The 20,366-nt window shown below is 43.5% G+C and carries 17 protein-coding genes; 8 read left to right on the top strand and 9 right to left on the bottom strand.

The window, feature by feature from the left end:
- Genes lpxK through kdsB form a run of 3 tightly spaced genes read left to right on the top strand, consistent with a single transcriptional unit; the run spans window position 1 to window position 1,923 of the window.
- A complete protein-coding gene (lpxK, locus tag R7M72_RS16050; protein WP_053303249.1) occupies window positions 1–1,008 on the top strand; it encodes a tetraacyldisaccharide 4'-kinase in 1,008 nt (335 codons plus the stop codon).
- Window positions 989–1,168 carry a Trm112 family protein gene (locus tag R7M72_RS16045; protein ID WP_005378451.1) on the top strand — a complete coding sequence of 60 codons (180 nt, stop codon included), beginning with the start codon at window positions 989–991 and terminating at the stop codon, window positions 1,166–1,168. Before lpxK ends, R7M72_RS16045 begins: the two co-directional genes overlap by 20 nt.
- Window positions 1,168–1,923 carry a 3-deoxy-manno-octulosonate cytidylyltransferase gene (gene kdsB, locus R7M72_RS16040; protein WP_017820020.1) on the top strand — a complete coding sequence of 252 codons (756 nt, stop codon included), beginning with the start codon at window positions 1,168–1,170 and terminating at the stop codon, window positions 1,921–1,923. Before R7M72_RS16045 ends, kdsB begins: the two co-directional genes overlap by 1 nt.
- 79 nt (window positions 1,924–2,002) lie before the next feature.
- On the opposite strand, the gene R7M72_RS16035 is transcribed toward kdsB, so the two are convergent.
- The 9 genes from R7M72_RS16035 to R7M72_RS15995 all read right to left on the bottom strand — a co-directional run bounded on the left by R7M72_RS16035 (window position 2,003) and on the right by R7M72_RS15995 (window position 14,988).
- Window positions 2,003–3,562, bottom strand: coding sequence for a SpoVR family protein (locus R7M72_RS16035; RefSeq protein ID WP_005378449.1), 1,560 nt, complete (start codon window positions 3,560–3,562; stop codon window positions 2,003–2,005).
- A gap of 11 nt (window positions 3,563–3,573) precedes the next feature.
- The gene (locus R7M72_RS16030) at window positions 3,574–4,845 is read right to left on the bottom strand and encodes a YeaH/YhbH family protein (protein WP_005378448.1); all 1,272 of its coding nucleotides are present in this window, start codon (window positions 4,843–4,845) and stop codon (window positions 3,574–3,576) included.
- Window positions 4,846–4,892: 47 nt separating this feature from the next.
- A complete protein-coding gene (locus R7M72_RS16025; RefSeq protein ID WP_005378447.1) occupies window positions 4,893–6,827 on the bottom strand; it encodes a PrkA family serine protein kinase in 1,935 nt (644 codons plus the stop codon).
- A 493-nt stretch (window positions 6,828–7,320) separates the two neighbouring features.
- Window positions 7,321–7,821, bottom strand: coding sequence for a YfbU family protein (locus R7M72_RS16020; protein WP_005378446.1), 501 nt, complete (start codon window positions 7,819–7,821; stop codon window positions 7,321–7,323).
- Between the two features lie 136 nt (window positions 7,822–7,957).
- Window positions 7,958–8,623 (bottom strand): energy-coupling factor ABC transporter permease, encoded by a 666-nt coding sequence (locus R7M72_RS16015; protein ID WP_054575461.1) that lies wholly within the window; start codon window positions 8,621–8,623, stop codon window positions 7,958–7,960.
- A gap of 154 nt (window positions 8,624–8,777) precedes the next feature.
- Window positions 8,778–9,518, bottom strand: coding sequence for a pyruvate formate lyase 1-activating protein (gene pflA, locus R7M72_RS16010; RefSeq protein ID WP_318056251.1), 741 nt, complete (start codon window positions 9,516–9,518; stop codon window positions 8,778–8,780).
- Between the two features lie 211 nt (window positions 9,519–9,729).
- Window positions 9,730–10,707 (bottom strand): lipid A deacylase LpxR family protein, encoded by a 978-nt coding sequence (locus tag R7M72_RS16005; protein ID WP_318056250.1) that lies wholly within the window; start codon window positions 10,705–10,707, stop codon window positions 9,730–9,732.
- A gap of 153 nt (window positions 10,708–10,860) precedes the next feature.
- The gene (gene pflB / locus R7M72_RS16000; protein ID WP_318056249.1) at window positions 10,861–13,137 is read right to left on the bottom strand and encodes a formate C-acetyltransferase; all 2,277 of its coding nucleotides are present in this window, start codon (window positions 13,135–13,137) and stop codon (window positions 10,861–10,863) included.
- A 303-nt stretch (window positions 13,138–13,440) separates the two neighbouring features.
- Entirely contained in the window at window positions 13,441–14,988 is a 1,548-nt protein-coding gene (locus R7M72_RS15995; RefSeq protein WP_005378441.1) for a DUF3360 family protein, read from the bottom strand.
- A gap of 453 nt (window positions 14,989–15,441) precedes the next feature.
- On the opposite strand from R7M72_RS15995, the gene R7M72_RS15990 reads away from it, so the two are divergent.
- The 5 genes from R7M72_RS15990 to R7M72_RS15970 all read left to right on the top strand — a co-directional run bounded on the left by R7M72_RS15990 (window position 15,442) and on the right by R7M72_RS15970 (window position 20,309).
- Window positions 15,442–16,917 carry a 54K polar flagellar sheath protein A gene (locus R7M72_RS15990; protein WP_318056248.1) on the top strand — a complete coding sequence of 492 codons (1,476 nt, stop codon included), beginning with the start codon at window positions 15,442–15,444 and terminating at the stop codon, window positions 16,915–16,917.
- 264 nt (window positions 16,918–17,181) lie between these two features.
- A complete protein-coding gene (locus R7M72_RS15985) occupies window positions 17,182–17,952 on the top strand; it encodes an ABC transporter ATP-binding protein (RefSeq protein ID WP_005378438.1) in 771 nt (256 codons plus the stop codon).
- 83 nt (window positions 17,953–18,035) lie between these two features.
- Complete coding sequence (locus tag R7M72_RS15980) at window positions 18,036–18,806, top strand: ABC transporter substrate-binding protein (protein WP_005378437.1); 771 nt, start codon at window positions 18,036–18,038, stop codon at window positions 18,804–18,806.
- Window positions 18,807–18,887: 81 nt separating this feature from the next.
- Entirely contained in the window at window positions 18,888–19,628 is a 741-nt protein-coding gene (locus R7M72_RS15975; protein WP_005378436.1) for an ABC transporter permease, read from the top strand.
- Between the two features lie 3 nt (window positions 19,629–19,631).
- Window positions 19,632–20,309: an ABC transporter permease gene (locus R7M72_RS15970; protein WP_005378435.1), complete on the top strand. Its 678-nt coding sequence runs from the start codon at window positions 19,632–19,634 to the stop codon at window positions 20,307–20,309.
- Window positions 20,310–20,366: the final 57 nt, after the last annotated feature.

Genomic DNA, 20,366 nt, shown 5'->3' with positions numbered 1-20,366 from the left:
GTGATTGAAAAAATCTGGTTTGAAAACCATCCAATAAAATACCTCTTGTGGCCGCTTTTGTGGCCACTGAGTTTATTATTTGGAGCGATAAGCAAGTCAAAGCGAAAGCAATACCAAACTGGCCGCAAGCAAGCTTATAATGCGCCTATACCTGTTGTTGTGGTTGGCAATATCACTGCTGGTGGCAATGGTAAAACACCAGTTGTTGTGTGGCTTGTTGAGCAACTACAGCAAATGGGCTTTAAGCCGGGGGTTGTTTCTCGTGGTTATGGGGCAAAGGCTCCTGCCTATCCGTTAGTGCTAAAAGAAGATACGCCAGCGAAGCATTGTGGCGATGAACCTAAGTTGATTCATCGCCGTACAGGAGCACCTGTTGCGGTAGATCCTGTGCGTTCAAATGCAGTGAAAGCACTGCTAGATTTGGATGTGGATATCATAATTACGGATGATGGATTACAACATTATGCGTTAGGCCGTGATATTGAGTTAGTGATTGTGGATGGGAATCGCCGGTTTGGGAATGAAAGCCTGATTCCATTAGGTCCTTTACGTGAAGGTATTGAGCGACTTAAAGAAGTCGACTTTATCATCACCAATGGCGGTCAAGCGCATACGGGCGAAATCGCAATGGCTTTAGCACCCTCTAAAGCTATTAATCTTAAGACTAAGCAACATGTGGATGTCTCGGAGTTGAAAGATCTCGTCGCATTTGCGGGCATTGGGCATCCTCCGCGTTTTTTTCATACACTAAACTCGATGAACGCAGATGTTAAAGTCACAAAAGGTTTTGCTGACCATCAAGACTTTGATCAACAAGAATTAGAAGCATTGGCTCAACAAGGGACCAATGTGATTATGACCGAGAAAGATGCCGTCAAGTGCAGCCATTATGCGCAAGATAATTGGTGGTATCTGCCTGTATCTGCCCAGTTTGAATCAAACGATGCAGAGCAAATTTTAAATAGAATAAAAGAGGTTAAAGCGGCTTATGGATCACCGTCTACTTGAGATTGTAGCTTGCCCTGTTTGCAAAGGTAAGCTGACGTATGATAAAGATAATCAAGAGTTGATCTGCAAATTGGATCGCCTTGCTTACCCGATCAAAGAGGGTATTCCAGTTCTGCTAGAGCCTGAAGCTCGCACTATGAGCATGGATGAGGGACGCTAATGTCTTTTACGGTTGTCATCCCTTCGCGCTACGCATCGAGCCGTTTGCCTGGTAAACCGCTAGCGGATATTGGTGGTAAGCCTATGGTTCAGTGGGTTTATGAACAAGCGCTACAAGCGGGTGCGGAAGATGTCATCGTTGCAACTGATGACGAGCGTGTTGCGAAAGCGGTTTCGTCATTTGGTGGTAAAGTTTGTATGACCTCTCCCCACCACGAATCAGGTACGGAGCGTCTTGCCGAAGTTGTTGAAAAGATGGCTATTCCGTCAGACCACATTATTGTTAATGTGCAAGGGGATGAGCCTTTGATTCCGCCGTCCATCATTCGTCAGGTTGCTGATAACTTATCTGGGTGTGAAGCCCCGATGGCGACGTTAGCTGTAGAAATAGACTCGGAAGAGGAAGTGTTCAACCCGAACGCTGTTAAAGTTGTCGCAGATGAGCAAGGCTATGCGTTGTACTTTAGTCGAGCAACCATCCCTTGGGATCGCGATAACTTTGCTAAACAAGACAAAACTATTGCCAACCCATTAATGCGTCATATTGGTATTTATGCTTATCGAGCTGGTTTCATTAATACGTATGTCAACTGGGCACCAAGTGCATTAGAGCAGATTGAGTGTCTTGAGCAACTGCGAGTGCTTTGGTACGGTGAAAAAATTCATGTGGCGGTAGCGAAAGAAGCACCAGCGGCAGGGGTTGATACGCCCGAAGACCTAGAAGCCGTGCGCGCGATTGTTGAGAAGCAAGCGTAACAAATGCTCATATAGATTTAAGAATAAACAAGGCTCCTGAATTAGGAGCCTTTTTGTTTTACTTGTATCGCGGTATTAGTTAAATGTTAGTGTCGTATTGGTTCCGTTTAGGGCAGGTCGCTAACACCTCTCGGTGACCGGTGTCTTTCACTTCTTGGAGAATGACATCAAAGCCCCATAATCGATACACGTGCTTTAGAACTTCTTCGTAACTATCATCAAGTGGGATGCGGTTGTGAGGAACGTACTGCAACGTAAGCGATCGATCACCACGGACATCGACATTGAACACCTGAATGTTTGGCTCAAGATTAGATAAGTTATACTGAGCGGCTAAGGTTTCTCTAATGCGTTTATAACCCATCTCATCGTGTATAGCAGCGACTTCAATAAAGTTCTTATGATCATCATCGTTGATCGCAAACAGCTTGAAATCACGCATTAATTTCGGAGAAAGGTATTGGCTAATAAAGCTTTCATCTTTGAAATTATGCATCGCGAAATGCACTGCATCTAACCAGTCGGTTCCTGCTAGGTCTGGAAACCACTCCTTGTCCTCATCAGTTGGTTCTTCGCAGATACGCTTAATATCTCGGAACATGGCAAAGCCTAACGCGTAGGGGTTAATGCCATTAAAGTAAGGACTGTTATAAGGCGGCTGAGCCACGACACTGGTGTGGCTATGTAAGAACTCTAGAATGAACTTTTCAGACACCAAGCCCTCATCATAAAGATGGTTGAGTATGGTATAGTGCCAGAACGTTGCCCAGCCCTCATTCATGACTTGCGTTTGTTTTTGCGGATAAAAATACTGACTGATCTTACGGACGATCCGAACAACTTCACGTTGCCACGGCTCTAGCAACGGCGCATGTTTTTCGAAGAAGTAGAGCAAGTTTTCCTGAGGCTCGCTTGGGAATCGCTCTTTAATGTCTTCCTCTTTCGTCTTGGCTGTCGGTACCGTGCGCCAAAGCTCATTAACTTGAGATTGTAGGTATGCTTCGCGTTCTTCTTGTCTTGCTTTTTCCTCTGTAATTGAGATTTTCTCTGGACGCTTGTAGCGGTCTACACCAAAGTTCATTAACGCGTGACAAGAGTCGAGCAGTTTTTCCACTTCTTTTACGCCATATCGTTCTTCACACTCGGCTAAATACTTTTTGGCGAACAGCAGATAGTCGATAATAGAGCTGGCGTCAGTCCACGTTTGGAATAGGTAATTACCTTTGAAAAAAGAGTTATGGCCGTAACACGCGTGCGCTATAACGAGTGCTTGCATTGTTACCGTATTTTCTTCCATCAAATAAGCAATACAAGGGTCGGAGTTAATCACAATCTCGTAGGCTAACCCCATTTGACCATGTTTATAGTTCTGCTCTGTTTGAATGAATTTTTTACCAAATGACCAGTGGTTGTAATTGATTGGCATGCCGATACTTGAATAGGCATCCATCATCTGCTCTGAAGTAATCACTTCTATTTGGTTAGGGTAAGTGTCTAGGCGATAATGCTCCGCGACACGCTTAATTTCTTTGTGGTATCGCTCTAACAGCTCAAATGTCCAATCTGGTCCATCTGGCAACACTTTACTGTTACGCTTCTTAGGCGCCTCTCCTGAGAGGTTTCTCGTTGCGGTATTCATCGCTAGCCTCCTTACGCCGTTTCTTTTTGGAATAGTTCACGAAAGACTGGGAAAATATCCTCCACAGAGCGAATGTTTTTCATTGCGAAATTAGGAAACTCTTCAGTGAGTTTTTCGTACTCATGCCATAGAGTTTGGTGCGAGCGCCGCGTGATCTCTATGTAAGAGTAGTACTGACAGTTTGGAAGTAATTTGTTCACTAACAGATCCCGGCATCTTGGCGAATCATCTGCCCAGTTGTCACCGTCGGATGCTTGAGCTGCATATATGTTCCACTGACCAATCGGGTATCGCTCTTTTACTATTTCATCCATTAACTTGAGCGCGCTAGATACAATGGTACCCCCGGTTTCTTGTGAGTAGAAAAATTCGTGCTCGTCCACTTCCTTCGCTTGGGTATGGTGGCGGATAAAGACGACTTCGACATTCTCGTAGGTACGAGTTAAGAACAAGTACAAAAGAACATAGAAGCGTTTTGCGATGTCTTTCGTTGCCTGATCCATCGAACCGGATACGTCCATTAGACAGAACATGACCGCTTGGCTCGATGGTACCGGGCGTTTCTCATAGTTCTTGAAGCGTAAGTCGAAGGTATCGATGAACGGCACGCTTTCGATTTTCTTGCGCAGTTCTTCAATTTCAGCCTTCAAGCGGTTCTCTTCAAACTGCTGAGCAGGTTCAATATTTTTGATGCGAGCAAGTTCGTCTTCTAACTCTTTAAGAAGTCGTTTCTTACCAGCAGTCATTGCAGTACGGCGCGCAAGAGATTGTTGCAGAGAACGTACTACGGCGATATTGGAAGGGATACCGGCAGTTTGAAAGCCTGCACGGTGTGTTTTCCATTCAGTGATTTTGGCAATTTGGTTTTTTTCTAGATTAGGCAGCTCGAGATCTTCGAACAAAATATCGAGGTACTCATCTTTTGATATTTGGAATACAAATTCGTCTTGGCCTTCTCCATCTGGACTGGCGTTCCCTTCTCCTGAGCCGCTACCCTGACCGCCACCTTTGGGACGCTCAATTTTATCACCAGTAATGAATTGGTCGTTACCGGGATGAACTCGTTCGCGAACACCACCTTTGCCTTGATGAAATATAGGCTCGTTGATGTCTTTGTGAGGGATAGAGACGTCTTCGCCCGTTTCCGTATTCGTAATCGAGCGTCGATTCACTGCGTCTGCTACCGACTCTTTTATTTGCTCTTTGTGGCGCTTCAAGAAGCGCTGTCGATTAACAGCGCTCTTGTTCTTGCCATTGAGCCTTCGGTCTATAAATTGCGCCATGAAATAGCCCTCTTCATGTTTCACAAGCGACCTAACTCAATACTGGGTTAGGATGACTTACGTACTCGTAGGTACCACTCAGAAAGTAGGCGAACCTGTTTCTCGGTATAGCCTTTTTCCATCATGCGAGCGACAAAGTCGTCGTGCTTCTTCTGATCTTCAGAAGAGGTTTTCGCATTAAATGAGATAACCGGAAGTAGCTCTTCGGTATTGGAGAACATTTTCTTCTCGATTACTGTGCGCAGTTTTTCGTAGCTGGTCCAAACCGGGTTTTGACCATTGTTATTCGCTTTCGCACGAAGCACAAAGTTAACGATTTCGTTTCGGAAATCTTTCGGGTTAGAAATACCAGCTGTTTTTTCGATCTTCTCTAGCTCAGCATTCAGTGAAGAGCGATCAAATAGCTGACCAGTTTCTGGATCTCGGTACTCTTGGTCTTGAATCCAGAAGTCTGCATAGGTGACATATCGATCGAAGATGTTTTGGCCGTATTCAGAGTAAGACTCAAGATAAGCGGTCTGAATCTCTTTACCGATAAATTCAACGTATCGAGGTACTAGGTAGCCTTTCAAGAACTCGAGATATTTCTCTGCTGTTTCAGCAGGGAACTGTTCGCGCTCAACCTGTTGTTCAATCACATAGAATAGATGTACAGGGTTGGCTGCCACTTCGGTTTGGTCGAAGTTAAATACGCGTGACAAAATCTTAAAGGCAAAACGTGTTGAGAGACCGTTCATGCCTTCATCGACACCAGCATAATCACGATACTCTTGATAGCTTTTTGCCTTTGGATCCGTATCTTTCAGCGTTTCACCGTCGTATACGCGCATCTTAGAGAAGATGGACGAGTTCTCAGGCTCTTTAAGTCGAGAAAGAATACTGAATTGTGCCAGAGTCTCGAGCGTGCTTGGTGAACAAGGGGCTTGAGACAACTCACTGTTTTCAAGAAGTTTTTGGTAGATTTTGACTTCTTCTGAAACACGTAGACAGTAAGGTACTTTCACAATATAAACACGGTCCAAGAACGCTTCATTGTTCTTGTTGTTACGGAAGGTCTGCCACTCAGATTCGTTTGAGTGAGCCAGAATCATACCGTCGAATGGAATCGCAGAAAGGCCTTCTGTACCGTTGAAGTTGCCTTCTTGCGTTGCTGTTAACAGTGGGTGAAGCACTTTGATTGGTGCTTTGAACATCTCAACGAATTCCATTAAACCTTGGTTTGCTTTACACAGCGCACCGGAGTAGCTGTAAGCGTCTGGATCGTCTTGCGAATAGTGTTCAAGCTTACGAATATCGACTTTACCAACCAATGATGAGATATCTTGGTTGTTTTCATCGCCTGGTTCAGTTTTGGCAATACCGATTTGGTCAAGGATAGAAGGGCGTACTTTCACTACTTTAAATTTGGTGATATCACCACCAAACTCGTGAAGACGTTTAGCGGCCCAAGGAGACATGATCGAGCGAAGATAACGGTGCTCGATGCCATATTCTTTTTTCAAAATATCGCCATCTTCTGTGGCTTTGAATAGGCAGAATGGATGGTCATTCACTGGGCTGCGTTCGCCGTTAGCAGTAAGAACATAAATAGGCATCTGTTCCATCAGAGCCTTAAGCTTTTCTGCAAGCGAAGACTTACCGCCACCTACAGGGCCGAGTAGGTAAAGAATCTGCTTACGCTCTTCTAGGCCTTGCGCCGCATGTTTTAGGTAAGACACAATTTGTTCTATGGCATCTTCCATGCCATAAAAGTCTTTAAAGGTTTCATAACGAGAGATAACACGATTCGAGAAGATTCGGCTTAGTCTCGGATCCTTTGCCGTATCGATTATCTCTGGTTCACCAATCGCCATCAGTAGGCGTTCTGCTGCATTAGCATAAGCGCTTTTGTCATCTTTACACAGGGCTAAAAACTCCTGTAACGACATCTCTTCATCTTTTGCAGCTTCATATCTTGATTGATAGTGGTCGAAAATACTCATGTCGCTTTCCCCTTTAATAGTCAGTCTACCGACGAACGTTGATTCAGGCTTTCCACCAACAGTTATGCTCGTTGTTGTTTGAATATACGTCCTGTTATCACATTTGGTTCGTACAGAATGTAAGATTGGCGACACCAAAGACTTTGCTTTATGGACGGTTTTTTCGTTACAACGGTGAGCGGTGGATATGAATTTTTCAATCACAGCCTTTCTCTACTTAAGCCTAGTCGGGGATTTGCAATTTTGCTTAACAATTATGAATTTATTGTAAAAGTGACATTTGAATCACTCTTTTATTAAGGACGAATTTATGTCGTGAATAGGTGCAATAGAAATCAAATATTTGGCAAAGACAGAAGAGTCTCAGTGATTCGTTGTTCTACATTGAGCAAGGCAAGTGAAAGAGCTAGGAAGAGAGCAAAGTCTTAGATAAGTTTGTGACAGGGTAAATAACAAGGAGAGCGGGCGCTCTCCTCATTCTTAGACGACCATTTTATGCGCTGAAGATTTGCGCTAGTTCGTTTTCACATAAATGATACTGACGAGGGCAGTTACGCCAAGTTTGCAGCATACGGCGGTATTTATCTAGCATCGGCATTTGGCTGTTAAAGTGATGATCTGCCTTGTCAAACTGAGGGTACAAACCTTCAGAATCGATGAGAAAACGTACGTAATGTACTTGTTGTGCTTCTGAAGCGATATCAAATCCCAAGAACTTCAAGCGGCGCTGATCTACGTTGCTGCGATCTTCATCGTCTAGCATGTTGTAAGATTCTTGCATCGCATGATACATCTCCATAACGTCGATGATCTCACGACATTCTGCTTCTGAGAGGCAGCCGAAATCTTTGTTCAACTCTCGCATTTGTAGTTCATAACCACGTTCAACGATCGTTTGTAAGCGTTTGTATTTGGCTGCATTACTTGGATCAAGTTGAGACATAAGGTTGTATTGGTTTGATAGAATCAAACGTTGAGCGTTTGACATTTCCATGGTGACCTCACTAGATATCTAATACATTTTTAATGTGCTTAGGTTAACGCTTAAGACATGAGTGAAACATGATCTCAACACATATTTAATACTAAAAAATGGCAAGAACTGTCACTTTTGACCAGTTTGAAAACACTTATTTATGGTAATGATTGTATATGTAGTCTCGGTCTGAAAATACTCTCAGCCACTCTGGCTTGAATACGGTTAAAACCGCCAGTGCCATACCATTTAATAGACCTTCTGGAAAGGCGAGCAACGGCACAAAAACAAAGTAGTTATGTTGAATGGTTTCCCAATCGTAGTGACCAACTGATAGGTGATAAAAAGAGTTAATGATGAGGTGCAGACTTCCTGTTATCGCGCCATTGAAAAATCCAGCAACGAAGATGAAAACAAAAATGTTTCGTGGCAAGTAGTGGTAACTCAGAAGAAACACTAAGTAACTAATGAAAATCGGAATTAGGGCAGATAGAACTAACGACGTGGGTAAGAGTAGCAAGGACACATCATGTAGTAGGTGGTTGACCAGCATTGCAGGGATACTGATTAGAAATGCCATGCGCCAACCATACATCATCGTCAGTGTTGTTAGTGCAAGAAAATGAATCTGTAATCCTTCTTTTACACCTGCTTGAGCTGTCCATAAAATACTGAAAAAGAAGAGCGTTGCAAAAACGAGGTGCTGAAATCCTTTCTCTTTTTCCAGTTTGGGCCAAACGACTTTTTTCCAATCTGGTAGGCAGTAGACTACTACTATCCAAATTGAGACAACAAGAGAGCCTAAGTTAAACAAATCCATGTTACTTCCTTCCTATGCGAACATGACGCAATCATTTCTATCGTTCTTTTTCTACCTAAATGACCGCAGAGAAACTCACTGATAAGGCTTAGATATAATCAAAAAAATACCAGCAATAAGCTGGTATTTTAAAGAGGTTAGTCTTGCGGTTCACTTAGTATTTTACGTTATCGTTGTATTGAGCAAGAATGGATTGAATTTCATCCATGGTTTCTTTCGGTGGCGGGTTTACGCCTTCGAGTGGGTATTCTAAGCCTAACGCTTCCCACTTATGAACCCCTAATTTGTGGTAAGGAAGTAACTCGACCTTTTCGATGTTATCCATGTCTTTAATAAATTCACCAAGCATGTGTGCTGCTTCTGGGTCATCTGTGTAACCAGGCACGACGACATAGCGAATCCATGTTTTCTTTCCGATTTTTTGTAAGTAACGAGCAAAGTCCAATGTGCGTCGGTTGGATACACCGATGAGATCTTGGTGCACTTCGTCTTTCATGTGTTTGATGTCAAGCATGACTAAGTCTGTTGCATCCAGTACTTCATCGATAACATCAGTGTGCTTACGAACATAACCGTTAGTATCTAGACATGTATGAATGCCTTCGGCTTTAGCAGCGCGGAAAAAATCACGTACGAATTCCGGTTGAAGCATCGCTTCGCCGCCAGAACAAGTAACGCCACCACCTGATGCATTCATGAAGTGGCGGTAACTTTTCGCTTCGGAAATGATTTCTTCAACCGTGACTTCTTTGCCATCATGCGTGTCCCAAGTATCGCGGTTATGGCAATACTTACAGCGCATTAAACAACCTTGCAAGAAGACGATAAATCGAATACCAGGTCCGTCTACGGTACCACATGACTCAAATGAGTGAATACGACCAGCTGTTGACATCTTTTGCTCTCATTACTAGTAAATTCTAGCTGTTATTTTATTACAAAAAGCAGGGTTAAAACAGCTTTGTCGGTACTAAAGGCAAGGTTATTTGAAGAAAGAAAATAGATGGAGCCAATCTACATAAACGCTTGAACACGAGGTGGTTAATACCTATCCCGAGAACTTGCCGTGTATCTAGATTGACTTCGATGCTGGGATAATCCAGTTTTTAGAAAAAGGCGAACACGGAGAACGAGCCTGTCCCATAAACATCGGTTTGGGCTTCTTCATAATCCGATGTTTTAATTGTAAAGGTGATGCTTGCACCGTAATTTTGGTTGTACCAAGATACCCCCGCGACGGCACTTGCTTGCCAATTTTGCAGTGTGACGTCGTATGGCGCTGACGGTTCAGGAATGCCAGGACGATCTCCTTCGATAGTCATGTCATTAAAGCGGTAACGACCTTCAAACCCGGTGAACAAGAACCAACTCGACGTGTTCTGAGCGATCATACTTGCTGAGAAAGGGCTTTCGACACTGATATTGGCGGCTCCGATGCTATTCGCTAGGTTTGTACCCCAACGAAACATGACGCCTTGAGAGACATCACTACGGAAGTTACCCGCATTGATGTCGTTAATGTTGGTGATCTCCCATTGTGTTTTTTGTTCTTCGCTGCGCATCAATTTGTTAAATACGCGGTAACCAAGGCTGAACGCAACTTTATCTTCAATCTGGTAATCCCAACCTTGAGGGTCCGTCGATCCTGTTATTCCGTGAACGATTTCTTGCGCCTTTTCTGATAGCGAACTTTCACCCGTAGCTCCTATGGTGAAATTGTACCGTACAGCTTTGTCACTCGTTAGGGAAAGGTAGTTGATTTCGGTGTGTAGGTAACCGGCATATGGGCGATCATTGATTAGTGGATAATCGGCTTCAATGTCGCTTGGAGTCCACATTTTGTGGCCAAGAACCAACTCTATTTTATCGATATTGGCGTGCTCTGAGTTAGCTAGACTCAGCCATTTCCATTGGCTTTCTTGTGTCAGTTGGTCTGTCGCGTAAGAAAGGAAAACACCATTCGTATAGTCTTGATCGACGCCAAAAATACCATCGTTGTCGATGGTAAAAGAAACCGTAGACTTAGTGGATGCTATTGCAACTGGAGAAAGAAGGGTAAGAATAATTAATTTACTAAATCTCATAGACTTTATTTGCTAACTTTTTTCGCATCATACGTAAGAATGCGGGCAAAAGTCTTTCGCGATATCACAACTTTCATTCAAGAAATAAAAAAAGGCTGATGCTACTTAGCATCAGCCTTTGTTGTATTAATAGAACGTTATTTCGCTATAGTCTTATAGAGACTCAGTGAATGTACGCGCGATTACGTCAGCTTGTTGCTCTGCAGTTAGAGAGTTGAAGCGAACAGCGTAACCAGATACACGGATTGTTAGCTGAGGGTATTTCTCTGGGTGCTTAACTGCGTCTTCTAGAGTTTCACGGTTAAGAACGTTCACGTTGAGGTGTTGACCACCTTCGATACCCGCTTCGTGGTGGAAGTAACCATCCATCAGACCAGCAAGGTTAGCGCGTTGTGAGCCCTCATCTTTACCTAGTGCGTTAGGTATGATAGAGAATGTGTAAGAGATACCATCTTGTGCGTCAGCAAACGGCAGTTTAGCAACTGAAGTTAGTGATGCTACAGCACCTTTCTCGTCACGACCGTGCATTGGGTTTGCACCTGGAGCAAATGGAGCACCAGCACGACGACCGTCAGGCGTGTTACCAGTTTTCTTACCGTAAACCACGTTTGAAGTGATAGTAAGAATTGACTGAGTAGGGATTGCATCACGGTAAGTCTTAAGCTTACGGATTTTGCCCATAAATACAGAAACAAGTTCACATGCAATGTCATCAACGCGTGGGTCGTTGTTACCGAATTTAGGGTAATCGCCTTCGATTTCGAAGTCGATTGCTAGACCGTCTTCGTCACGAATTGGCTTAACTTTTGCGTATTTAATTGCAGATAGTGAGTCAGCCGCAACAGATAGACCAGCAATACCACAAGCCATAGTACGTTTAACGTCACGGTCGTGTAGAGCCATTAGTGCCGCTTCGTAGCTGTACTTATCGTGCATGAAGTGGATAGCGTTTAGTGCAGTCACATATTGTTTCGCTAGCCAATCCATGAAGTGGTCCATTTTCTCCCACAGTTCATCGTAGTTAAGAACATCGCCTTCGATCTTAGGCATTTGCGGGCCAACTTGGATTTTTAGCTTCTCATCCACACCACCGTTGATGGTGTAAAGCATTGTTTTCGCAAGGTTCGCACGAGCACCGAAGAACTGCATTTGCTTACCAACAACCATTGGGGATACACAACATGCGATCGCGTAGTCGTCAGAGTTCATGTCTGGACGCATTAGGTCGTCATTTTCGTACTGAATAGAAGAAGTATCGATAGATACTTTCGCACAGAACTTCTTGAAGCCTTCAGGTAGTTGCTCAGACCAAAGAACAGTGATGTTTGGCTCTGGAGAAGGACCCATAGTGTATAGTGAGTTTAGGAAACGGAAGTTTGTACGAGTAACTAGCGTACGACCGTCAAGACCCATACCACCCATAGACTCAGTTGCCCAGATAGGGTCGCCAGAAAATAGATCATCGTACTCAGGAGTACGTAGGAAACGAACCATACGTAGTTTCATTACGAAGTGGTCGATCATTTCCTGAGCTTGTTCTTCAGTTAGCTTACCAGCCGCGATATCACGTTCGATGAAGATGTCTAGGAACGTAGAAGTACGACCTAGAGACATAGCCGCACCGTTTTGAGATTTAACAGCAGCTAGGTAACCGAAGTAAGTCCACTGAATAGCTTCTTGCGCAGTTTCAGCAGGACGAGAAATATCACAACCGTATTTTGCAGCCATTTCTTTGATTTGACCTAGAGCACGGTGTTGCTCTGCGATCTCTTCACGAAGCTGCATTGTCATTTGTAGGTCTTCGCCGTTCTCAAAACGCTCTTGTAGAGAAGAGAACTGCGCGAATTTATCCTTCATTAGGAAGTCAATACCGTATAGAGCAACACGACGGTAGTCACCGATGATACGACCACGACCGTATGCATCTGGAAGACCAGTCAGTACGCCAGATTTACGACACGCCATGATTTGAGGAGTGTAGATATCGAAAACGCCTTGGTTGTGAGTTTTACGGTATTCTGTGTAGATTTTTTTAACTTGTGGGTCTAGCTCGCGGTCGTAGGCTTTGCATGAACCTTCAACCATGCGGATACCACCGTTAGGGATGATCGCACGTTTTAGAGGAGCGTCAGTTTGAAGACCTACGATAGTTTCTAGGTCTTTTTCGATGTAGCCTGCATCGTGAGCAGTGATGGTAGAGATAACTGAAGTATCAAAATCAACAGGAGCGTGAGTCGCGTTCTCTTGTTTGATGCCTTCCATTACCTTAGCCCAAAGCTTGTTAGTCGCTTCAGTACCTTCAGAAACTAGGAAAGATTCGTCGCCTTCGTACGGAGTGTAGTTCTTCTGAATGAAATCACGAACGTTTACTTCGTTTTGCCAGTCGCCTGCAGCAAAACCTTCCCAAGCTTTAGCAAATTGCTCTGCCATGACATACCTACCTTTTTAGTAGAAAAAAATACGTACTGCTTCGCCGTTGAGCCAGCTATCCCCAGATAAAAGAGGGGAACAGTACACTCTTATGAATAACAATATTTATAGTCTTAAATTTACGTATTCGATTTACAAAACTATAAATATTGTCACTAGTTTTAACGTTTCTCTTTTTAAGCAACAGTTAGAGGTTAAACTAAAATTTTTTTGCAAACCTTAAACTAAATCAATAAATCCTCAAAAATCTCGATAAAAATGGGGTAGCGACGAGCGCTACCCACAAATTTCTGGACTGCTAGCTTATAGCCAAGCTTGGATGCCATACTGGCCTTCAAGCATACCAACTGCAAGCATAGCAACTAAACAGATAACAAGTACGCTTACTGGGATCACAATCTTGTCTACAAATGATAGGCGAGACGCGCGCTCTTTATCTCCAATTAAACCGTTGTTATCTAAAAGCATAGTTAGTGCCCAAGCTAGAACTGGATTAACAACGGCAGAACCAAAGATACAAATGCCTGCTGCTTGTGAGTCTTTCGAGTCCTTCACCATCTGCATGCCAGCTTCAAGCAGTGGTAGAGATACACCAACGAGAAGAGCAACGCGCATAACTGGAGGCCATACTGCAACGTCCATAGGAAAACCAAGGATTGCAACAATAATACATAGAGAGCCTAGTAAGATGGCACCAGCAGGAATAGGGCGTTTCGCGATTGCAGCAGGGATCATGTAAGTCCCCCAAGATGATGTGATGTTACCACCACCCACTGCAGTACCGACCATTTGGCGAACGGAACACATTGTCATTGTGTCATCAACGTCCATCAGCACTTTCTCACTCTTACGTGGGTAGTTCATCTCTTGGAAGATACGGTGACCCAAGAAGTCAGGTGACCACATTGCTACCGCAAGAATGGCGAATGGTAGAGAAGCGATGAAGTGTTCCATATTAGGAAGACCAAGCATCCAACCTTCTTCTGTTGAACCCCACCAGTAGATTGGATTTAGGTTTGGAAGGCCTGTCTCGGTTACGAATTTAATATCGAAGCCTGCGCCAAGAGCAAGTGCGATTGCAAGCCCAGTGAAGGCACAAACAGGGATCGCTAGCCAGCGTTTGTTCACTTTAGCAAGGAACGCGTATAAGCCAATGGTAACCGCAAGAACAATTAGACCGATGTAACCCATGCTACCAGCGGCAACCGTATCGGATTGCAAACCAACAGCCCAAGCTTGAATAGAGTTAATTTGGCTCATGGTTCCGGTTAAACCTAAGAAAATAAGAAGGCCACCAGCCGTACCTTCAGAGGTGAGGTTAACCAGTTTTGACCCACCTTTTAAGAGGCTCAAAATCAAACCAAACACACCAATGAGAATTGCTAATGCAAGAGGGTGAGCACCAGCAAGAGCGATGGTACCAATAAGAGGGATCATTGGGCCGTGGTTGCCTGCTAGGTTGGCTTTAGGGTTAATAAAACCAGAGGCAAGTACACAGAAAAGAAGTGCAGGGATGAGCATTTCTACACGCGCAACTTCGATAGCAAAGTCCTTGCCTAAGTTTACGTGGTCCCATGCTGCAGTAAGACCTTCAGCCCAAGACATCATTACCGCAGAGTACATTGCGATAATACCGATAGTACCAGCAAGTGCTGGAACAAGGTCTTCAAGCTCAAAGCGGAAGTCACGACCTGGCAAGTTCAAGCCAAAACGACGTGGCTTCATGATTTGTAGTTCGTGGTCTAGGTAGTCTGAACGGCTTGCGAACTCAGATGCTGGACGATGAAGCTCACGGTAGCTCTTGGTCTCGATATCTGAATCAGAGTGCGTTTTGTTAACTGCGTCTGACATAGATTCCTCATATATTTAAAAGTTATGAATTCTTCATTCAATTGTGTTAATCCGCATCCTGCGGCACGCTTATGCTAGCTATTGTTAGATTTGTTACACGTCGACACTGTGCCTAAGCATAGCTAATAACTTATTGTGTTGAGGCACAAAAAAAGCCTCATCTTTTGGCAGGAGTCTAGCAAGATAGCCATTTAGGGTGATTGATTTAGATCACTTTAAGAATGGTTGTGAAATAAAACTACAGAAAGTTTCTGGCATGCGAATGAGATGCGGAGAACTTGTGTAATTTCATTACACAAGTTGCATAAAATTAGAACTTTTTGTCCTTTTGCACGAGATGCAGATTAAATGTCAATATTCACGATGATTATATAAAGCTGGCTTTATTCTTGCTTTGGACAGAGCAAAGACAATTTTTTGGCTAATCATTGCCGCTCAGTTTAGGAAAAAGACATGAAACAGCTTAAAGTACTGCCACTAGTGGCAATCATCTCAGGGTTAATGGTCGGTTGTGGCGGCGGTGGCGGTGGTGGCGGTGGTGCAGCGCCGAAAACTGCGTTTACTTTTGATTTTGCTATACCAGCAACAATGGCTGAAAGTGAAGCAACTACGAAAGGTTGTACTGTATATGACCACAAAACTGAGCTGAACGGCGATAAAACGGTTTTAACCTATAGTGCAGCGTCAAAAGAGCAAGTGACCAACTATGTTATCGGTTACTACTCTGATGCCGATGGCAAAAGATCCGGAGACATTATCAAACCTACCACTGATAACTTTAAGTTTTATCTTGAAGATATCCCTGACGGCGGCTTTGTAACGTTTCAAGCAATAGAATTTAACGGCAAAGAAGCTCGCGTAAACACGTTTTCAAAAGAGTTCTTGGAAGATAAGAAACTACGTAATGCTACTTTTGCACTAAACCGAGACTCTTTGAACAAATGCTTTACTGGCGGTAACTTAGCAAGCAATAAGTTTACTAACTTAGATTACCGAAACGCTGAATCAGGTGGCGGAGATTACAACTTTGTCTCGCAAACCGATATTTTCACGTCTCCGAACCCTGATATGTTGCCTACTGATGAACTGATGGGGCTTAAAGGTGAACCAACGGCATTGTTTCAGTATGAATCAGGTTCAAGCGACAAAGCGCTTTACCAGTATGGTATTGGTTCGTGGGGAACTGGTGAGATAGCCTTAGTTAGAGCGGATAATACGTCAAACATTTATTCGTCTTCTGACTATACTTACGACTCGCTCAACATTGGCTTTGTTACTAACGGCTTTGCATATGACGCGTTGAAGCTGGATAAAACGGCCGTTGAATATAATCGCCCTAGTGCAACGAATAAAGAAACTTGGGTATACATGGCGTTCTCAGAGAATCAAGTTAATGGTTGGGAGTCTCTACTTAACGAAACGATCTCTGACGGATGGGATATTGACGTTGATCCGAGTGCTTACTTAAATATTGATAACCTGCCGAACACAAAACCAAGTGTATCAGCGCAAGGAAGTGCAGATTCCGTGATTGATCTGGACATGGGCTTAACATCGTCTACTGAAGGCTTTACTCGTGTCGCTTACTTTGCAACTTCAGGCGACTACAGAGTCACACATCGCATTTTCACAACAAGTGATAGTGATTCTGTTGTTGTTCCAGAATTGCATTACTACAACTTCCCAACATCGGCCGTTAACGGTTTGAAAGTTTCAGCTTCGGACGATTTTAATCGCACTGCTTTAGTAGTGAATGAAGATAGTAATATTGATTCTAAAGTTTTCATGAGCTTCTTCTCCAATGGTGAAGCGTCAGAGCCTGAACTAGATGAAGACCTAGATGGCATCATTACTTCTGAAAAAGAAGGCTTAGAAAATGAAGTGACATTACGTACTTCAAACTCGTTGGTAGTCAGTCGTTTTAATTAATTCATTGCGACCTCGAATAGGTTTCAATTAACACTTTTGTAAATTTATTAAGCCCCTTTGAAAGGGGCTTTTTTATATTTAATATTCAACTTTTGAAGAATATGTTGCTATATATTGCATATTAATTTGTCTATCGTATCTTTCTATTCGAATTATTTAGGTTAATAATTTGTTGCAAGTTTCAAGGGGCGGTGCTAATTTGTTCCGAATTAGAGAGGGCGGAGTCCCTTAATTGCAGTGACAAAAACACAGGGAGTAGGGCGCATGAATGATGTACCAGCGCTAGATATAAAAGACCTGCACAAAACATTTGGACAAAATGAAGTTTTAAAAGGCATTTCACTTGCCGCGCACAAAGGAGATGTTATCTCCATCATTGGCTCTTCCGGCTCAGGTAAGAGTACCTTTCTCAGATGTATCAACTTGCTAGAAACGCCTACCGCGGGCGAAATTTGGGTAAATGGTGAATTAATCCAAATGAAGAACAACAGAGCAGGTGAATCTGTTCCTGCTAATGAAAAGCAAGTCCAACGTATTCGCTCACGCCTGGCAATGGTTTTCCAAGGTTTCAACCTCTGGTCTCACCTAACCGTACTAGAAAACGTGATTGAAGCGCCTGTTCATGTCTTAGGCGTGCCAAAAGCTCAAGCGATTGAAAATGCAGAAGTCTTGCTTAAGAAAGTAGGCTTGTATGAGCGTAAAGATTATTACCCTGGGCACTTATCTGGCGGCCAGCAGCAACGTGCAGCTATTGCCCGTGCGCTAGCAGTTGACCCAGAGGTGATGTTGTTTGACGAGCCAACTTCTGCGCTTGACCCAGAACTTGTAGGAGAAGTTCTGGGGGTAATGAGAGATTTGGCAGATGAAGGGCGAACTATGCTGGTGGTCACGCACGAAATGGCGTTTGCACGTGACGTATCAAACCATGTGATGTTTTTACATCAAGGCTTAGTGGAAGAACAGGGAAATCCAGCTAAGCTATTTACAAACCCGGATTCAGAACGATTACAGCAGTTTATCTCATCCATTTACTAATATTTGTTAGGCGGCAGACTATTGCCTCCTAAGCCAACACAACAAACAAAACGAAATAAAATAGCAATCACAGGAGTATGGAAATGAAAAAGTGGTTATTAGCAGCAACGATTGCTGCAACAGCAGTATCAGGTGTTGCCCAAGCGAAAGAATGGAAAACAGTTCGCTTTGGTATCGAAGGTGCTTACCCTCCGTTTAGCTGGACAGAAACTGATGGCTCAATAAAAGGCTTTGACGTAGACATGGCAAATGCACTCTGTGAAGAGATGCAAGTGAAGTGCAAAATCGTCGCTCAAGATTGGGATGGTATTATTCCTTCTCTGCTTGCACGTAAGTACGATGCCATCATCGCAGCAATGTCTATCACTGAAGAGCGCAAGAAAAAAGTCGATTTCACTGGCAAGTACGCACAAATTCCAAATAAATTTATCGCTAAGAAAGGTGCGGGTCTAGATTTTGATAATCTTAAAGATGTCAAAATTGGCGTGCAACGTGCGACGACACATGACAAGTACTTAACTGACAACTACGGCGATGATGTTGAAATTGTGCGTTATGGCTCTTTTGATGAAGCGTATCTTGATCTAGAAAATGGTCGAATTGCTGCTGTTTTAGGTGATGCTTCTGCTCTAGAAGAGGGTGTGATCAACAAAGCCGGTGGCGAAGCTTATGAGTTTGTTGGACCGTCGTTAACCGATCCAAAATGGTTTGGCGAAGGTATGGGTATCGCTGTTCGTAAACAAGACAAAGATCTGACGAAGAAACTCGACGCAGCAATTATTTCACTACGTGAGAAAGGTGTTTACCAAGAAATTGCTGGTAAATACTTTAACTACGATGTGTACGGTGAATAAACCGTAATTAAGCGACCGTTGGCTTGTTCCTAGAAGTAGTCAACGGTCGATTTTTTGAGTTTAGGGATTAGGAACTCACCTATGCTAGATTTACAAGGATACGAAGCTTCGATTTTGAAAGGAGCTTTAGTAACAATAGAAGTTGCAGTGCTTTCACTCATTCTCGCCATGGTCTTAGGCATGCTTGGCGCATTAGCTAAGTTAGCACCTTACAAATGGGCAAGGGCGATTGCCACTCTTTACACCACAGTCATTCGCGGCATTCCAGATTTGGTTCTGATGATGCTAATTTTCTTTGGTGGACAAATACTTTTAAATAACAGCCTTTACTCCATCAACGAAACGCTCAACGAGTGGTTTGCCTCGAGTGATCCAAACCATGAATGGACGTCTTACTTACCTGATTATATTGATGTCAGCCCATTTATAGCTGGTGTACTCACGATTGGTTTTATCTTTGGCGCCTACATGGCGGAGACTTTTCGTGGAGCGATCATGGCGGTGGACAAGGGTGAATTAGAAGCGGCGAAAGCTTATGGGATGAGCTCTGCTTTATCGTTTAGAAGAATCTTGCTTCCTCAGATGATTCGTCATGCATTACCTGGATTTGGTAATAACTGGTTAGTGTTACTTAAGACCACTGCGTTAGTTTCCATTATTGGTCTGGATGACATGGTGAGAATGAGCTCATTGGCAGCAGGTACGACCAAAATGCCGTTCACCTTTTACATGGCTGTCGCGCTCATCTTTCTATTTTTTACCAGCGTTTCGACCGGGCTACTCAAGCTTGTTGAGCGTAAGTTCAGTATTCATGCGAGGTAAGTTATGGACTTTTCTTTGATTATTGAAAGCTTTCCAACTTATCTTCAGGGACTTTGGACAACAGTTTGGTTAGTGGGATTAGCGTTGGTTATTGGCTTGTGTGTCTCTATCCCATTAGCCGTGGCACGCAATAGTACCAATTACGCTCTAAGCTTACCTTCTTGGGGATTCATTTACTTTTTCCGTGGAACGCCGCTATTGGTTCAGCTGTATTTGATTTACTACGGCATGGATCAGTTTTTCCCTGTGAAAGATACCTTATGGGAGAACGCTTGGTTCTGTGCTTTGGTCGCTTTTATTCTGAATACATCGGCTTACACCGCAGAAATTATTCGTGGTGCGATTAATGGTTTGCCGAAAGGTGAGGTGGAAGCTGCGAAAGCGTATGGCATGAGTAAGTTTATGACATACAGACGTATTATCTTGCCGAGTGCATTGCGTCGAGCATTACCAGCTTATTCAAACGAGGTCATATTTATGCTGCACGGAAGTGCAGTCGCGGGCATCGTTACCATCATGGATTTAACTGGTGCTGCGCGTCTAGTTAACTCGCGCTACTATGCACCATTTGAGTCTTTCCTGACGGCGGGGCTGTTCTACATGGCACTGACGTTTATGATCTTGTGGTGTTTCAAAGTGGCAGAGAAGCGTTTCTTAGCTTATCTGCGTCCTTTAAGCTAATTATCAATAGAGGCAATAGCATCGGAGTGGGTGCTATTGCTTTTGATAATTTTGTTA

The sequence above is a fragment of the Vibrio sp. YT-18 genome, assembly GCF_033337345.1.
GTDB lineage: Bacteria > Pseudomonadota > Gammaproteobacteria > Enterobacterales > Vibrionaceae > Vibrio > Vibrio alginolyticus.
The sequence above is the reverse complement of the archived record's forward strand: the minus strand, read 5'-3'. Positions and strand labels throughout refer to the sequence as shown.

Excerpts from the sequence above, each read along its gene's own strand:
- R7M72_RS16045 (WP_005378451.1), top strand. The coding sequence starts at position 989 with ATGGATCACCGTCTACTTGAGATTGTAGCTTGCCCTGTTTGCAAAGGT.
- kdsB (WP_017820020.1), top strand. The coding sequence starts at position 1,168 with ATGTCTTTTACGGTTGTCATCCCTTCGCGCTACGCATCGAGCCGTTTG.
- R7M72_RS16035 (WP_005378449.1), bottom strand. The coding sequence starts at position 3,562 with ATGAATACCGCAACGAGAAACCTCTCAGGAGAGGCGCCTAAGAAGCGT.
- R7M72_RS16030 (WP_005378448.1), bottom strand. The coding sequence starts at position 4,845 with ATGGCGCAATTTATAGACCGAAGGCTCAATGGCAAGAACAAGAGCGCT.
- R7M72_RS16025 (WP_005378447.1), bottom strand. The coding sequence starts at position 6,827 with ATGAGTATTTTCGACCACTATCAATCAAGATATGAAGCTGCAAAAGAT.
- R7M72_RS16020 (WP_005378446.1), bottom strand. The coding sequence starts at position 7,821 with ATGGAAATGTCAAACGCTCAACGTTTGATTCTATCAAACCAATACAAC.
- R7M72_RS16015 (WP_054575461.1), bottom strand. The coding sequence starts at position 8,623 with ATGGATTTGTTTAACTTAGGCTCTCTTGTTGTCTCAATTTGGATAGTA.
- pflA (WP_318056251.1), bottom strand. The coding sequence starts at position 9,518 with ATGTCAACAGCTGGTCGTATTCACTCATTTGAGTCATGTGGTACCGTA.
- R7M72_RS16005 (WP_318056250.1), bottom strand. The coding sequence starts at position 10,707 with ATGAGATTTAGTAAATTAATTATTCTTACCCTTCTTTCTCCAGTTGCA.
- pflB (WP_318056249.1), bottom strand. The coding sequence starts at position 13,137 with ATGGCAGAGCAATTTGCTAAAGCTTGGGAAGGTTTTGCTGCAGGCGAC.
- R7M72_RS15995 (WP_005378441.1), bottom strand. The coding sequence starts at position 14,988 with ATGTCAGACGCAGTTAACAAAACGCACTCTGATTCAGATATCGAGACC.
- R7M72_RS15990 (WP_318056248.1), top strand. The coding sequence starts at position 15,442 with ATGAAACAGCTTAAAGTACTGCCACTAGTGGCAATCATCTCAGGGTTA.
- R7M72_RS15985 (WP_005378438.1), top strand. The coding sequence starts at position 17,182 with ATGAATGATGTACCAGCGCTAGATATAAAAGACCTGCACAAAACATTT.
- R7M72_RS15980 (WP_005378437.1), top strand. The coding sequence starts at position 18,036 with ATGAAAAAGTGGTTATTAGCAGCAACGATTGCTGCAACAGCAGTATCA.
- R7M72_RS15975 (WP_005378436.1), top strand. The coding sequence starts at position 18,888 with ATGCTAGATTTACAAGGATACGAAGCTTCGATTTTGAAAGGAGCTTTA.
- R7M72_RS15970 (WP_005378435.1), top strand. The coding sequence starts at position 19,632 with ATGGACTTTTCTTTGATTATTGAAAGCTTTCCAACTTATCTTCAGGGA.